The following is a 15,391-nucleotide window of genomic DNA, read 5'->3' as shown; positions in this document are numbered from 1 at the left end:
AATATTTTAAAAACGTTTTAAGTTAGCTGTACTCATTTTCAAACAGCGTTGCGACGGCGTTCATCTCATTGAGTAGCTGTTGATGCAGTTGCTGAGCTTTCTTACTGATCGAGTCACTCGATTTTAATTCCGTTTCATAATCATTGGATAATTGCTTTAGTCTTGGCACGCCAACGTAGCAGGTGGCGCCATGAAACTTATGCACGGCTGATTTGAGTTCATCGTGAGCCTGTTGGTTAAAAGCAGATTCAATTTGCTCGCGCGCGTCGGGGAGATGCTCAATAAGCATGTTTAACATATCTTGTGCTAAATCTTTTTTTCCACCTGCCATTTTTACGCATAATGACCAATCGATGGTTTGAGTGCTTGTGTTAGTTTTATTTGAGCGAGTGGCAGCAGGCGCGCTTCGAGTGACTTGTTTTCCATGCGTCCACTTGTATAGTGTTTCTTCAATTTGATCCAAACCAATCGGTTTGGTGAGGTAGTCGTTCATTCCTTCCGATAACAACTTCTCTCGCTCACCCATCATAGCGTGTGCTGTTAATGCAACGATGGGGGTTCGTTGGTTCAGCTTCGATTTTCGAATGCGACGGGTCGCTTCAACACCGTCCATTTCTGGCATTTGAATATCCATAAAGACCAAGTCAAAATGAGTTTTTGAGCAAGCATCAACCGCTAGAATGCTTAATGATTCAAAAGGCGAGGCAGCTTTTGGATCAGGCTCATTGAGTACCGTTCGTTGCTCTTCATTCATTAATTCAAGCAGCGCGTGATTCAATTGTTTATACGCAATCGGTCGACTGATCACATCGTGGGCTCCCAAACTGATCAGACGCTGGCTTATTTGATTGTCAGGGTTAGCGATGATGGCCAAAATAGCGCAATTTAACTGTTCTTTTGCGGCATTAAAAATGTATTGTATTTGTGTTTTACACTGATCATATTGATCACAATCGATTAAAATATAATTGACCGTTTTACTAGTGTTTGCAGCGTGTTCGACTTGCCGCGTCAGTTCGTCAAGATCATCGGTCGCTCGAACGCGCATACGCCATTTCTCGAGCATATGTCCGATTGAGAGGCGGGTGAACTCAAGCGGCTGATAAAACAAGATGCGCTTTTCTTCGAGAAAGTTCACCGTATTATCTTGTTCAATCAAGGCATCGAAATCTCGGTTCACTCGAATGTTAAACCAGAAATTTGAACCTTCATTCGGCGCACTGCTCAAACCGATTTCACCGCCCATTTTCTCAACCAGTTTTTTCGAGATAACCAATCCGAGGCCGGTTCCACCAAAACGTCGAGTTGTCGTCGTATCGGCTTGGCTAAAAGCTTGAAACAGAACATTCTGTTGCTCCTTCGACATACCAATACCGGTATCACTCACAGTAAACTTTAAGTTTACTTGTTGATCGGTTTCTTCCTCTAACATTACCCGAACAATAATCGAGCCTTGCTCAGTAAACTTAACGGCGTTATTCACCAGATTGGTTAGAACTTGTTTCAATCGAACCTGATCGCCAAGAATGGTATCCGGTACATCGGAATAAATAAGAGCGGCAATTTCGAGGTCTTTTTCTTGTGCCAGCGGAGCAATAAGGTTCAGTACGTCATCGACGCACTCTCGAATATCTACCGTGGCTTCATCAAGTTCCATTTTACCCGCTTCAATTTTAGAGAAGTCTAAAATATCGTCGATAATAGAAAGAAGGTTATTGGCTGACTTATGAATGGTAATCAAAAACTCGCGTTGTTTATCGTCAAGATCGGTTCTTAATAGAAGATTCGCGAAACCAATAACTCCGTTCATTGGCGTTCTAATCTCATGACTCATGTTGGCAAGAAACTCTGACTTAACGCGACTGGCCTCGAGTGCTTGCTTACGAGCAATATCAAGCTCAACATTTTGTACTTCGAGTGTTTCGAGTGTTTGACTAAGGTCAGACGTTGCCTGTTCGATGGCTTGTTGCATTTCTTCTCGTGCTTCGTACAGTGATGTCGCCATGTCATTCACACCGCCCATCAAGGTTTTTAGCTCTCCCGTTGCCTGCCCATCAACTCGGGTATTAAGCTTCCCTTCTTTAATTCGGTTTACTGCGTGTGCTAATTGAATAACGGGTGAGGTAACTGCTCGAGCCATTCTTTGTGCAAGAAAGCCGCCGACCGCAAGCCCTGTCAGAAGAATGATGATGGATGCAATAATGGTTTCGTATTGCCGCAGTGACGAAAAGTCTTTAGTCATATGAACGGCCACATAACCAATGATCGGTTCTTCGGCCGTGCGGTTTTCGATACGATCTTCGACCACCGATGGCGTACTGAAAATTGGCGTGCGAATGATCACGCCAGAGTCGACATTCGAATAGCTTTCGCTAGATGGCATTCGGTTGTTACTTGCCTGAAGCAACTCTTTCTGTTGACGTGTTCCAGCAGAGGCGAAAGGGCGGTTGTATTGGTCAAAAACCATAATGGCGGTAATGTCTTCATCGCCATCTTGAGCTAAGTCGATGAGGCGTTTAACAATGGGGTAGTTCGCAATGCTTACGCCATATTCGCTGGCGTAGGCCAGATTTCTAGCAACGGTCAGTCCGCGGTCGAGTTGGGTGCTCTTTAAGTCGTTGACGCGAGCACCAATAAAGTAAACCCCCATAACCAAGGCGATCAAGCCTGTGGGTATTAGGGCCAGAAGTAAAACTCGAGTTCGTATTCCCCAATTAAACATCAATATTATTCTGTCGTTATCTTAGTTTGTTGTATTTGACGCACAATTTGTGCCTCATCCAGAGCTGATATTCCAAAGGATCTCAACACATTATAGTTGACTCTCAATTTAAACGAGTCCGGATACACCGGAGCCAGTTCGGCACTGTTTAAGTCTAATATTTTGATGACTTGTCGAGCCGTTTGATTACCGAGCTCATAGTCATCTGAGTACAGCGATGCAGCGGCCCCAATATCTGTGTAACCGCGGGTCACGCCAATCATCGGAATTTGGTGTCGAAACGCCGTTAATAGGTGACTTTTCACGTTATCAGGCGAATAAATATCATCGTCAAAAATCGCCACGATAATATCGGAACGATTGGCCAAACGCTCTAATACCCGCTGTGGTAAATCATTGCGACGAACGATGGTCACTACCGGTTCAAATCGATACTGTCTCATGACGGCGTCAAAATCGGGTTTGAGCGTTTTGCTGTTTTGACTCAATAAAACGCCCACCCGTTTGTACTGAGGTAAGGCACTTTGAATAAGCTTCGCATAGCGCTCAAAAGGCTGATCGCGAAAAATGCCGGTTATCAGTCGTTGGTTCTTAGCGCCATTACGGTGCAAAGCCCGTAGTTCAGCTTGGTTAATTTTTAATGCAAAGATGGGGATATCGGCTTTGTTATTGATGACCGACTTAGTCGCACTGATACCAATAGTGACCGCAAGGTCGTAGTCGCCAGACAATTGCTGAATGAGTTCAGCTTGGCTTAAATTTTCACTGTTAATGAGGTCAATGCGAATCAGTCTTCCGACCTGTTTTCGTGAGTACTCGCGAAACCCCTTTAAAATAGGGAGGTAGTTGCCTGCACGGTTATCGAGTACAAAGACCACACGAGGCACGACAAGTGTCTCTTGTCCCGCTTCTTGTTCATTGGTGGCTGACCAAAGGGTCGCACTGATGAATAAGCAAAAGAGCATTGATAGTCGGTGGATAACGTGTTTCAAAACTGGTTCCTGTGTTTATCGCTGTTTGCGTTCCTGCATCCTAGTAGTGGAGGCTAGCATAACATACGGGTACAATGCCTGCCTCAGTCACATAATAAACTAAGCTATTGAAAATAAGAAATATTATCAATAGTCAATCATAGGCCTCTATATGAATGTTTTTGTCTTCGATATCGAGACGGTGCCAGACGTTGAAACTGGCCGCAAACTGTACGATTTAGAAGGGTTGAGTGATCACGATGTTGCTGAAGCGATGTTTTTACTCAATCGTCAAAAATCAGGGTCTGATTTTTTACCTCATTATCTGCATAAAACGGTCGCTATATCTGCCGTTTTTCGTTTTCAAGACCGGGTTAAGGTCTGGTCTCTAGGGGACGAAGATTCCTCTGAAGAAGAGCTGGTGAAACGTTTCTTTGATGGCGTCGACAAGTATTCTCCGACACTGGTTTCTTGGAATGGAGGTGGTTTTGACCTACCAGTATTGCATTATCGGGCTTTGAAACATGGTATTTCTGCCGCTCAATATTGGGATACCGGCGGTCTTGACTCTGGGTTTAAGTGGAATAATTACATCAGCCGCTATCATGCTCGACATACCGATGTGATGGACTTACTGGCAATGTATACGGGTCGTGCCAATGCACCACTTGACCATATCGCGACCATGCTCGGATTTCCTGGAAAAATGGGCATGAGTGGCAGCAAAGTTTGGGAAAACTACCTTGCTGGCGATATTAAAGGGATTAGAGATTATTGCGAAACCGATGTCTTAAATACCTATTTGGTCTATTTAAAGTTTGAGTTAATGCGTGGTCATATTGATGATCTGACCTTTAAAAAAGAAGCCGATCTATTGCGAGGTGTGCTTCAAGCTTCAGAACAAAAGCACTTCCAAGAGTTTTTAACCCATTGGCAGTCGTAATTTTCGCAGTTAAAAAGCTTAGAGCTTTATTAACTAGGTAATTTAAGTAAGCAGTTAAGAGTAGAAAGAAATGGCGAGACGTCGTAAAAGAAAACCGATACCCCAAGAGTCCATCACCGTAACTATAGAGTCTATGTCGCATGAAGGGCGTGGTATCGCACATCACCAAGGGAAGACGATCTTTGTTGATAGTGCGTTACCGGGTGAAGAGGTCGTAATGAAATACGCCTCTGTTCGCGGAAAGTTTGATGAAGGTTATGCGATTGAAATAGTTTCTCCTTCGCCCGATCGAGTCGAGCCTCCGTGTGAGTTTTTTGAACTGTGTGGCGGATGCAGTTTGCAACACATGGCGACAGATTCTCAAATTAAGTTTAAGCAAGGTATTTTGGCCGAGCATTTTGCTCACTTTGGAAAAATTGAACCAGAAGAGTGGCTCGAACCAATGCAGCAAGATACTTTGGGTTACCGCAGCAAAGCGCGGCTGGGCGTACGCTACGTGAGTAAAAAGGAATCGTGTTTGGTCGGCTTTCGAGAAAAGCGCAGCAGTTTTCTGGCTGAAATTGAAGCCTGTGAAGTACTCATTCCAAAAGTCAGCCAATTAATCATGTCTTTACGGGCGATGATTGGTTCCATGGATGCCAAACAGTCTACGCCGCAAATTGAGTTGGCTGCGGGCGATGAGCAACTTGCGTTTGTTGTTCGCCACATGGAAGCCATGACCGAAAGCGATCGTCAAAAGTGGATCGAGTTTGCAATGGAGCACGAGATTCAATTGTATTTTCAACCAAAAGGCCCAACCACAGTTCATAAGGTTTGGCCCGATGATCAATTAGAACGTCTATACTACGAACTACCTGATTTTAAGGTCAAGCTGGCGTTTCATCCGCTGGACTTTACCCAAGTCAATACGTCCATTAATCGTCAGATGGTCACTAAGGCCATTGAGTTGCTAGATCCGCAACCGAATGAGCGAGTACTGGATTTATTTTGTGGCCTCGGAAACTTTACTATTCCGCTGGCAACCAAAGCTCAACAAGTCATTGGCGTTGAAGGGGTAGATACCATGGTTAAACGTGGTTACGAAAACGCTAAATTAAATAATTTAGAAAGCGTTGAGTTCTATCAAGCCGATCTTCAACAAGATTTTAGCGATAAGCCTTGGGCAAAAGAAGGCTTTGATAAAATACTGATCGATCCACCGCGCAGTGGCGCTTTAGATGTTGTGAATTATTTGCCAAAATTTGGAGCAAAACGCATTGTTTATGTGTCATGTAACCCTGCGACCCTTGCTCGAGATGCAGGTGTGATGAAAGAGCACGGCTATCGTTTAGTTAAAGCCGGTGTTATGGATATGTTTCCACACACTGCTCATGTTGAATCTATGGCAGTTTTTGAGCGCGTTTAAATAAGAAGAGTTTAATAACTTATGGTTAAAGTTGCTGATACTCACTTTGTAGATGTCGATGTCGACGCCGATCCGCAGCAATGGCTAGCGAGTATTCCTTTGGAATATTCCGACCGCCAGCAAAAAGTTATTGCTGACAGTTTTTTGTTAGCGAAAGAGGTGCTTCATCAACATCCAGACAAAAAGAGTTTATTCGAGCAAGGATTAGCCATCGCCGATATTCTAATTCATCTCCATGTCGACTCAGTGACTTTGGCTACCGCCATTATTTACCCTTTGTACCAACATCAATTAGTCAGTGACGAGAAGTTAACTGAGAAATTGTCGAGTGAAATTACCAAGCTTTGCAAAGGCGCTTTAGGAATGGACGCCATTCAAGCGCTTCAAAGCAAAAGTCGAGTTGCTAATCCAGACAATCAGCAAACGGACAATTTTCGTAAAATGTTGTTGGCAATGGTTGATGATGTTCGTTTAGTGCTGGTTAAATTAGCGGAACGATTAACCGTGCTTAGAGCGGCGAAAGATGCCGACAAAGAAGAACGCTTGCAAATCGCGTTAGAGATAAATGATATTTATGCGCCTTTGGCAAACCGCTTAGGCGTCGGGCAGCTCAAGTGGGAAATGGAAGACTTGGCATTTCGTTATATCGAGCCGACGCACTATAAATCTATCGCAAAGCAATTAGATGAACGAAGAGTCGATCGTGAAAAATACGTCAATCGAGTGTTGTCTGCCATTCAATCTGAACTTGAGAAGCTCGGAATTAAAAGCGCTGAAGTGATGGGAAGAGCCAAGCATATTTATTCTATTTGGCGAAAGATGAAGCGTAAAAATGTCGGGTTTGAAGAAATATATGACGTCAGAGCGGTGCGCATATTGGTGGATGAAATTCCACAATGCTATGCCGCACTAGGCATTGTTCATGGGCTTTGGAAACATATTCCGAAAGAGTTCGACGATTACATAGCAACGCCGAAAGAAAATGGTTATCGCTCACTTCATACCGCTGTGATAGGCCCTGAAGGTAAGAATTTAGAAGTGCAAATCAGAACCAAAGATATGCATCAAGAGTCTGAACTTGGCGTGGCAGCCCATTGGCGTTACAAAGAAGGGGCAAAAGCTCAGCAAGCAGGATTTGAAGCTAAAATTTCATGGCTGCGACAATTGTTAGAGTGGCAAGAAGAAGTCGCTGATGCCAGCGAAATGATCGATGACTTTCGAAATACGGTTATTGAAGACAGAATCTATGTGTTTACTCCGCAAGGAAAAGTCATTGATTTACCCATGGGAGCAACGCCGGTTGACTTTGCTTATCATGTGCATACCGATGTTGGGCACAATTGTCGTGGTGCTAAGATCAGTGGAAAAATAGTTCCGCTAACCTATAAGTTAAAAACTGGGCAACAGGTTGAAGTTTTAACAACTAAAAATGGCCACCCGAGTCGAGATTGGTTAAACCCTCATAATGGTTACATTCGTTCGTCTCGAGCGCGATCTAAAATTCATCAATGGTTTCGGCATCAAGACAAAGACAAAAATGCAGCGGCAGGAAGAACGATACTCGATAAAGACTTGCAGCGTCATGGATTCGAAAAGACCGATTTAGTTGCGTTGGCGCAAAAATTTAACTTTCATTCTGAAGAAGATTTATACGCCGCTATTGGAGCCGGTGATATTGGAATGACGCAAGTCATTAACAGTATACGTTCTCAGTTAGGCGAAACCATTCAAAAGCAGAAGTCGGTATTCAAGGCGCCAACCAGTAAACGCAAGTCGTCTATCGACGGCATTCAAATCGAAGGTGTTGGGAGTTTGCTAACGCGCATCGCTGGATGCTGTCGACCTGTGCCTGGCGATGCTATTCGCGGGTACATAACGCAAGGAAGAGGTGTTGTTGTTCATCGACAAGATTGCAATTACATTCTTAAAGCCAGTGAGTCAACACCGGAGCGATTAATTACCGTCAGTTGGGGGACCGCAGAGAAAGAGACCTACTCGGCCGATATTCAATTAATTGCATTTGATCGAAAAGGACTACTGAAAGATATTACAACGGTATTTGCTAATGCAAAGGTAAGTATCGAAAGCATGAACACCAGCACAGATAAAAAGTCGCAAGCCGTCAATATCGTATTAAGAGTGAATGTTGAAAATACCGATAAGCTCTCGAAAGTACTGGCTCAATTAAGCCAAGTTTCGAATGTTACTGAAGTAAAGCGTAAACATTAAAAGGACAATAAGAACGTGAATAAGTCTGACAACAGCAAAGTTGATATTGAACCTTTATTGGAGATCATGCGGCGCTTAAGGGATCCTGAGGGCGGTTGCCCATGGGATTTGAAACAGAGTTATGAAAGTATCATTCCCTTTACCATTGAAGAAGCTTACGAAGTAGCCGATGCTATTGAGCGAGAAGACTTTGATGACTTGCGAGGGGAGCTTGGCGATCTACTGTTTCAGGTTGTGTTTTACGCTCAACTTGCAAAAGAAGAGCAGCGTTTTGAGTTTCAAGATATTGTTGACGAAATCTGCCATAAGCTAACTGTTCGTCACCCACATGTGTTCGCAGATCAACAATTTAGTAATGACGAAGAGCTGCATAAAGCTTGGGAAGCACAGAAGCATCGAGAGCGGCAAAAGAAAAATGAAGCCGCGAGTGTTTTAGATGATATACCGAAAAGCTTGCCCAGTATTAAAAGAGCTCAGAAATTACAGAAACGAGCGGCGAAACAAGGATTTGACTGGCCGAATCAAGACGGCGTTTGGGATAAAATAGCAGAAGAGACGCGCGAGTTACAAGAAGCCATTGCTGAGGCGAAGGGGCGGGGAAATGCTGCACCGCTTGACGCGGTAGAGGAAGAGTTTGGCGACCTGATGTTCGCAATGATTAATTTATCTAGACATATCAAAATTGACGCGGAACAAGCGTTATCAAAAGCCAATAAGAAATTCGAGTTGCGGTACCGCCAAGTGGAAGCAGAAGCTGCAAAACATCACAAAGAGGTTTCTCAGTTTTCGCTTGAGGAGTTAGAGCACTTTTGGCAATTGGCGAAACAAAAAGAATCATAAGCCATGGCAATTATTAATTTTAGTCGCTTGGAAACCATCGAGTGATTCCGGAATAGCTAAGACAAATCGGGCTTGGGTAGAGTTTATGAAATTAAATGAACAAGTTGTAAGTTATTTATACATTGTTGTTTTAGTCTTTACTTTTATTGCTGGCCCTTCTGTTATGGCAAAAGGCGAGGCTCCAATTGCCCAAGAAATTCGCGCCATTGACTTGGAATTAAAGGACATACTCAGCAATAAGTTTCCTATTAAAGCGTCTCAACTCGGTATTAAGCCATTGCAATTGCCGTTAAACTTTGAAACCAATGAACAGACGCTTCCGAAAATCGACGCTTTGCTAAAACGACTTAATCAAGTTACAGAAAAGAAGTTAGGAAATGACAAACTATTACAGATTTTAGAGAGTGATTTACTTCGTCTCAAAGCTGAATTTAGCATACCACAACCTATGCTAGAACTAGGACCCAATTTGTCTGAACTTGATCAACTGTTTATCTTAGGTAGCGGCAACAGTGAGTGGCGGTTTAATTCGGTTGAAGATTACGAGCTCTGGCTTGATAGGTTAAAGGCGTTTCCTGCCGTTGTTGAACGGTCACAACAAAGATTACTGATCGGAGTCGAATCAAAACTACTGCCATCGAGAACCGTGGTAGAAAATGAACTGCGGATATTGAAACAACACTTAGTGCCTAGTTATGAAAATAGCCTCCTTTATGCGCCCATAACAAAGATGCCGAGGCAGTTTCTTGCCAATCAAAAGCAATATTTAATACTGCAGTACTCCAAAGTCATAGACTCGCAAGTGTTACCTGCATTAAGTTCTTACATTGCGTTTATCGAAAACGATTACTTGCCCTTATTGGAAGAGCACTCTTGGTATCGACAAGTCGATGACTCGCTCTTTGAAAAACACCTCCAAGAGGCCATGTTGAAAGATCAAACCATGGATGCTTTGATGAGCCAAGCGTTAACCGATATCGACCGATTGAGCCGTTCGTTCAGTGAACTGCGTAAGGCTCACTCTGACGCTAGAAGTGACCAAGACTTTTACCAATCAATTTTGAGTAATCAGTGGCGACCTGTGAGTGATGTTCAGTCGACTCAAATTGAATTGGTTAACTGGCTAAAATCCATTCACAAGCAGCTACCTAAACTATTTAATCATTTTCCGCGCAGTACTCTAAAACTCACTTTTCAAGCACGGGTAGGCGCCCCTGTGTTTCGGTATAGCGCTGCGCAAATGCAACCTGTCCGCGCCGCAACCTTACAGTTGAATTGGATTTCACCGGCAACGGCCAATCATGCTCTACTGAAACCTTTGGTGGTGGTTGAAGGATCGCCCGGACGGCATTTTCAATATTCATTAGCACAGGAGTTCGCTCCCGATTTGTCTTACCGGGCGCTTTTACCCAAGGCAGCGATCGAGTTAGGATGGTCTCTTTATGCCTTAACGTTGGTCGATGAGCTACAAGCATTTGATTCATATTCTGAAGTGGGTGTGGTGCTCAATCAACTTATGGCATCTGCGCAATTAGTCGCGATCATTGCACAACACCAGCGAGGATGGAGCTCAGAGTCGGTCGAACGCTTGTTGCGTCAAACGCTACCTCTTAGCGAACAAGACATTTCTCAGTTGGTCCATTCTACGCTTGTCTCCCCTGGACTCTTAGCGCAGCGCGCTGCGGCAGAAGCTGCGCTAAGACAGTTGCGACAAAGGGCTGAAATAGCGCTTAAAGGCCACTTCAACCTGGCTGATTTTCATGGCGTGATTTTGACTCAAGGCAACCTTTCCATTCCATTACTTGAGCAAGCCGTCGATCACTGGATTGACGAGCAGCGGCAACTCATTCTAGAGCGAGAGAGTCAAGAGAAGTCTGAAGCAGAGTAAATGCGTATGTGCTGCCAGACCCCTTGTGTGAAAAAAGCAGTGAATTTTCTCGATTGCGGGTGGCATTCTTTGATATACTAACGTCCCGTCCTGATGCGACTTCTCGCATCCGCACTATTAATTTCAATTACAAGCCGTAGAGAGTCTATAACTTACTGTTTTTAGTAGGTTTTATCTATTGGGTGATTGAACTAGAAAGACTGATATTCAGTGAAGCGAAAGCACTGGAATATTGATAACGTTTTAAATGGGTGAGTCAATGGCGACAAAGTTTATTTTTGTGACGGGCGGTGTAGTGTCGTCTTTGGGTAAAGGTATTGCATCAGCATCATTAGCATCGCTGTTAGAGTCGCGAGGTCTAAAAGTGACTCTGCTAAAACTCGATCCCTATATTAATGTCGATCCAGGAACGATGAGCCCGTTTCAACATGGCGAAGTCTATGTAACGGAAGATGGCGCCGAAACCGATCTTGATTTGGGGCATTACGAGCGGTTTGTACGGACTCGAATGAGCCAAAGAAACAATTTCACGACCGGTCGAGTGTACGCCGACGTTTTGCGCAAAGAGCGACGAGGCGATTATTTAGGCGGCACGGTTCAAGTTATTCCTCACATTACCGACGAAATTAAACACAAAGTGATTCAAGGGGCTGGTGATGCCGACGTAGCCATGGTTGAAATTGGCGGTACGGTTGGTGACATAGAGTCTCTACCATTTCTTGAGGCGATTCGACAGTTAGGCTATGAACTAGGTCGCGAGCGAGCCTTATTTATGCACTTAACTCTGCTTCCTTTTATCAAAACGGCGGGTGAGTTAAAAACAAAGCCGACCCAACATTCGGTAAAAGAATTACGTTCAATTGGTATTCAACCCGATGTATTAGTCTGTCGTTCAGAACAACCTATACCGGCAGGTGAACGAGCAAAAATTGCCTTGTTTACGAACGTAAAGGAAAACGCAGTCATCTCGATGCGTGACGTGGATAGTATTTATCGAATTCCTTCACTACTCCAACAGCAAGGGCTTGATGATTTAATTTGTGAGCGTTTCAAATTAGAGTGTAATGAAGCGAATTTAGAAGAATGGGAGCAAGTGTTGTATGCTCAAGCTAACCCAAAAGGGGAAGTGACCATTGCCATGGTGGGTAAGTATATGGATCTTACCGATGCCTATAAGTCCTTAACTGAATCTTTGATCCACGCAGGCCTTAAAACACGCTTGACCGTGAATATCGAATACATCGATGCCGAAGATGTTGAAAAGAAAGGCGCGAAAATTTTAGAGCATGCCGATGCGATTTTAATTCCCGGCGGATTTGGTGAGCGTGGTGTTGAAGGAAAGATTCTATCGGCTCGTTATGCGAGAGAAAACAATGTGCCTTATTTGGGTATTTGTCTTGGGTTGCAAGTAGCGATCATTGAGTACGCAAGAAACGTCTGTGGTTTAGAAGGCGCTCATAGTACAGAGTTTAAGCCACAAAGTCCTCATCCGGTGGTTGGATTGATTACTGAGTGGATTAACCAAGATGGTTCGGTTGAAACGCGTGATTCGCAAAGCGATTTAGGTGGAACCATGCGTTTAGGAGCTCAGCCTTCGAATCTTGTAGCAGACAGTAAAATACACCAAATTTACGGTAGTGATGTCATCAACGAGCGTCATCGTCATCGTTATGAAGTGAATGATAATTACATTGCCCAGCTCGAAGCGGCAGGACTAAAAATTTCAGGTTATTCGGCGGCTCAGCATTTAGTTGAGACGCTCGAGTTACCAAACCATCCTTGGTATGTCGCGTGTCAGTTCCATCCCGAATTTACATCAACACCGCGTGATGGACATCCTTTGTTTACTGCTTTTGTTGAAGCTGCGCGCGCTGCACAGGGCGAATAGCCGTTGGAGGCCTTATGAATATTTGCGGATTTGAAGTTGGCATCGATAAACCTTTTTTTCTTATTGCGGGTCCATGCGTGATTGAGAGTGAACAACTCGCACTCGAGACCGCAGGGTTTTTAAAAGAAGTCACCGATCAATTATCGATTCCATTTATCTACAAATCGAGCTTTGATAAAGCGAACCGTTCATCGCACACCAGCTTTCGTGGCCCCGGATTAGAAGAGGGGTTAAGAATTCTACAAGCGGTTAAAGATCAATTAGGCGTGCCCGTTCTGACCGACGTTCATGAAGATACGCCAATTAATGAAGTGGCATCGGTGGTTGATGTGATGCAAACACCGGCATTTTTAGTGCGACAAACTAACTTCATTCAACGTGTATGTGAAGCGGGAATTCCGGTAAACATAAAGAAAGGACAATTCCAAGCGCCCTGGGATATGAGCAATGTGGTGAACAAAGCCAAGGCGACTGGGAATGACAAAATTATGGTGTGTGAGCGAGGTGCAAGCTTCGGGTATAACACACTGGTTTCCGACATGCGTGGTTTAGCGATTATGCGTGAAACTGGATGTCCAGTAGTCTTTGATGCGACTCATTCGGTTCAGCAACCAGGTGGATTAGGCGCAAGCAGTGGCGGACAACGTGAATACGTCCCAGTGTTGGCTCGAGCGGCTATTGCAGCTGGCGTGTCGGGGGTATTTATGGAAACTCACCCGAACCCAGAAGAAGCCAAAAGTGACGGCCCTAACTCGTTTCCGATGAAGCGTATCGGTGAGATGTTAGAAATGTTAAAGAATATAGATAACTGCGTTAAGTCAGCTCCATTTATTGAGCATGATTTAATGGCGAAGCCTTAATTTTATTGAGAACCAAGAAACAGGAATAGTTATGTCGAAGATTGCTGATATCAAAGCACGGGAAGTTTTAGATTCACGTGGTAACCCAACCGTTGAAGCAGATGTTATTTTAGAGTCGGGTGCCATGGGATCGGCATGTTCGCCTTCGGGTGCGTCAACCGGATCTCGTGAAGCTTTAGAATTGCGAGATGGAGATAAGTCTCGCTATTTAGGGAAAGGCGTTCTCAAAGCTGTGGCCAACATAAATGATGATATTCGCTCGGCATTGATCGGAAAAGACGTGTCTGATTTGAAAGCCATTGATGACATTATGCTGTCTTTAGACGGTACAGAAAACAAAGCAAAGCTTGGTGCCAATGCAATCTTAGCTGTGTCGCTAGCGGCAGCCAAAGCGGCGGCGGTTGACGCAGGAAAGCCATTGTTTGAATTGATTAATACTGGCAAGTTTGCGATGCCAGTACCGATGATGAATATCATTAACGGTGGCGCTCATGCTGACAACAATGTCGACATTCAAGAGTTTATGATTTTACCTGCAGGCGTTGAATCTTTCTCTGAAGCACTTCGTTGCGGGACTGAAATTTTTCATGCGCTAAGAGCGGTTTTAAAAGCGAAAGGCTTGAATACAGCGGTTGGTGATGAAGGTGGTTTTGCTCCCGATCTTGGTTCAAATGAAGAAGCTTTAGCGGCGATTTCTGAAGCCGTTAGCAATGCCGGTTATGAGTTGGGTAAAGATGTTTGGTTAGGTCTCGATGTTGCTTCTTCTGAGTTTTATAAAGACGGTCAATATCATTTAGCTGGCGACAACAAAACTTTGAGCTCAGCTGAGTTCGTTGATTATCTAGCCGACCTTGTCGATCGTTATCCAATTATTTCTATTGAAGATGGTATGGATGAGGGTGACTGGGATGGTTGGAAATTGTTGACCGAAAAAATTGGTGACCGAGTGCAGTTAGTGGGTGATGATTTATTTGTCACAAACACCAAAATTCTAAAAGAAGGCATCGACAAAGGCATTGCCAATTCTATTTTGATTAAAGTGAATCAAATTGGTACTTTGAGTGAAACGCTCGCCGCCATTAAAATGGCGCAAGATGCAGGTTATACTGCTGTAGTTTCGCATCGTAGTGGTGAAACTGAAGATGCGACGATTGCCGATTTAGCGGTTGCTACGGCGGCTGGCCAAATCAAAACGGGCTCATTGTGTCGTAGTGATCGTGTTGCAAAATACAATCAGTTACTTAGAATTGAAGAGAAGTTAGGCGATAAAGCAGTTTATCCTGGCAAGTCTGCTTTTAAATGTTTTCAGTAACTCACTGAAATAGATGATGCTTACCAGTGGTAAGCATCATCGAGGATTTGGTCATGAAGTGGTGGGCGATTTTTTTACTATTAGTCTTAGCAGGTCTGCAGGTGCGTCTGTGGTCGCCGGATGGCGGCATTGCTGAGCTACGAAAATTAGATCAACAAGTCACCGATCAGCGAGCGGCCAATGACCAACTTAAAGTTCGTAATGAAGAGCTTTACAAGCAAGTTAAAGCGTTACGCAACAACGATCAAGCGATAGAGCAGTACGCTCGCCTTCATTTAGGGATGATTAAGCCCGGCGAAACTTTTTTCCGTTTCGTATCTGATAAAAAGTAAC

At 44.1% G+C, this 15,391-nt stretch carries 11 protein-coding genes; 9 read left to right on the top strand and 2 right to left on the bottom strand.

Annotation, left to right across the window (positions count from 1 at the left end; translation table 11 throughout):
* Window positions 1-22: 22 nt before the first annotated feature.
* Together Q9312_RS06425 and Q9312_RS06420 are read right to left on the bottom strand one after the other, a co-directional pair.
* Window positions 23-2,722 (bottom strand): ATP-binding protein, encoded by a 2,700-nt coding sequence (locus Q9312_RS06425; protein WP_309203762.1) that lies wholly within the window; start codon window positions 2,720-2,722, stop codon window positions 23-25.
* Between the two features lie 5 nt (window positions 2,723-2,727).
* Window positions 2,728-3,714, bottom strand: coding sequence for an ABC transporter substrate-binding protein (locus Q9312_RS06420; protein WP_309203761.1), 987 nt, complete (start codon window positions 3,712-3,714; stop codon window positions 2,728-2,730).
* Between the two features lie 151 nt (window positions 3,715-3,865).
* Here Q9312_RS06420 and Q9312_RS06415 point away from each other — a divergent pair, with 151 nt between their 5' ends.
* The 9 genes from Q9312_RS06415 to Q9312_RS06375 all read left to right on the top strand — a co-directional run bounded on the left by Q9312_RS06415 (window position 3,866) and on the right by Q9312_RS06375 (window position 15,390).
* Window positions 3,866-4,636, top strand: coding sequence for a 3'-5' exonuclease (locus tag Q9312_RS06415; RefSeq protein ID WP_309203760.1), 771 nt, complete (start codon window positions 3,866-3,868; stop codon window positions 4,634-4,636).
* A 70-nt stretch (window positions 4,637-4,706) separates the two neighbouring features.
* Window positions 4,707-6,041: a 23S rRNA (uracil(1939)-C(5))-methyltransferase RlmD gene (rlmD, locus tag Q9312_RS06410; protein WP_309203759.1), complete on the top strand. Its 1,335-nt coding sequence runs from the start codon at window positions 4,707-4,709 to the stop codon at window positions 6,039-6,041.
* Window positions 6,042-6,062: 21 nt separating this feature from the next.
* Complete coding sequence (relA, locus tag Q9312_RS06405; protein ID WP_309203758.1) at window positions 6,063-8,270, top strand: GTP diphosphokinase; 2,208 nt, start codon at window positions 6,063-6,065, stop codon at window positions 8,268-8,270.
* Window positions 8,271-8,285: 15 nt separating this feature from the next.
* On the top strand, window positions 8,286-9,110 hold the full coding sequence (gene mazG / locus Q9312_RS06400; RefSeq protein WP_309203757.1) for a nucleoside triphosphate pyrophosphohydrolase: 825 nt from the start codon (window positions 8,286-8,288) through the stop codon (window positions 9,108-9,110).
* A gap of 85 nt (window positions 9,111-9,195) precedes the next feature.
* Window positions 9,196-10,998: a DUF885 family protein gene (locus Q9312_RS06395; protein WP_309203756.1), complete on the top strand. Its 1,803-nt coding sequence runs from the start codon at window positions 9,196-9,198 to the stop codon at window positions 10,996-10,998.
* A 259-nt stretch (window positions 10,999-11,257) separates the two neighbouring features.
* Window positions 11,258-12,886 (top strand): CTP synthase, encoded by a 1,629-nt coding sequence (pyrG, locus tag Q9312_RS06390; protein ID WP_309203755.1) that lies wholly within the window; start codon window positions 11,258-11,260, stop codon window positions 12,884-12,886.
* Between the two features lie 14 nt (window positions 12,887-12,900).
* Window positions 12,901-13,746, top strand: coding sequence for a 3-deoxy-8-phosphooctulonate synthase (gene kdsA / locus Q9312_RS06385; protein WP_309203754.1), 846 nt, complete (start codon window positions 12,901-12,903; stop codon window positions 13,744-13,746).
* A 31-nt stretch (window positions 13,747-13,777) separates the two neighbouring features.
* A complete protein-coding gene (eno, locus tag Q9312_RS06380; protein ID WP_309203753.1) occupies window positions 13,778-15,058 on the top strand; it encodes a phosphopyruvate hydratase in 1,281 nt (426 codons plus the stop codon).
* Between the two features lie 53 nt (window positions 15,059-15,111).
* A complete protein-coding gene (locus Q9312_RS06375; protein WP_309203752.1) occupies window positions 15,112-15,390 on the top strand; it encodes a septum formation initiator family protein in 279 nt (92 codons plus the stop codon).
* Window position 15,391 lies beyond the last annotated feature (1 nt).

Origin of the sequence: Pleionea litopenaei (genome assembly GCF_031198435.1) — a bacterium.
Taxonomy (GTDB): domain Bacteria; phylum Pseudomonadota; class Gammaproteobacteria; order Enterobacterales; family Kangiellaceae; genus Pleionea; species Pleionea litopenaei.
This window is presented reverse-complemented; position numbering and strand designations above follow the sequence as displayed.

Coding starts and splice junctions, on each gene's coding strand:
- Q9312_RS06425 (WP_309203762.1), bottom strand. CDS start 2,722: ATGTTTAATTGGGGAATACGAACTCGAGTTTTACTTCTGGCCCTAATA.
- Q9312_RS06415 (WP_309203760.1), top strand. CDS start 3,866: ATGAATGTTTTTGTCTTCGATATCGAGACGGTGCCAGACGTTGAAACT.
- rlmD (WP_309203759.1), top strand. CDS start 4,707: ATGGCGAGACGTCGTAAAAGAAAACCGATACCCCAAGAGTCCATCACC.
- relA (WP_309203758.1), top strand. CDS start 6,063: ATGGTTAAAGTTGCTGATACTCACTTTGTAGATGTCGATGTCGACGCC.
- Q9312_RS06395 (WP_309203756.1), top strand. CDS start 9,196: ATGAAATTAAATGAACAAGTTGTAAGTTATTTATACATTGTTGTTTTA.
- pyrG (WP_309203755.1), top strand. CDS start 11,258: ATGGCGACAAAGTTTATTTTTGTGACGGGCGGTGTAGTGTCGTCTTTG.
- kdsA (WP_309203754.1), top strand. CDS start 12,901: ATGAATATTTGCGGATTTGAAGTTGGCATCGATAAACCTTTTTTTCTT.
- eno (WP_309203753.1), top strand. CDS start 13,778: ATGTCGAAGATTGCTGATATCAAAGCACGGGAAGTTTTAGATTCACGT.
- Q9312_RS06375 (WP_309203752.1), top strand. CDS start 15,112: ATGAAGTGGTGGGCGATTTTTTTACTATTAGTCTTAGCAGGTCTGCAG.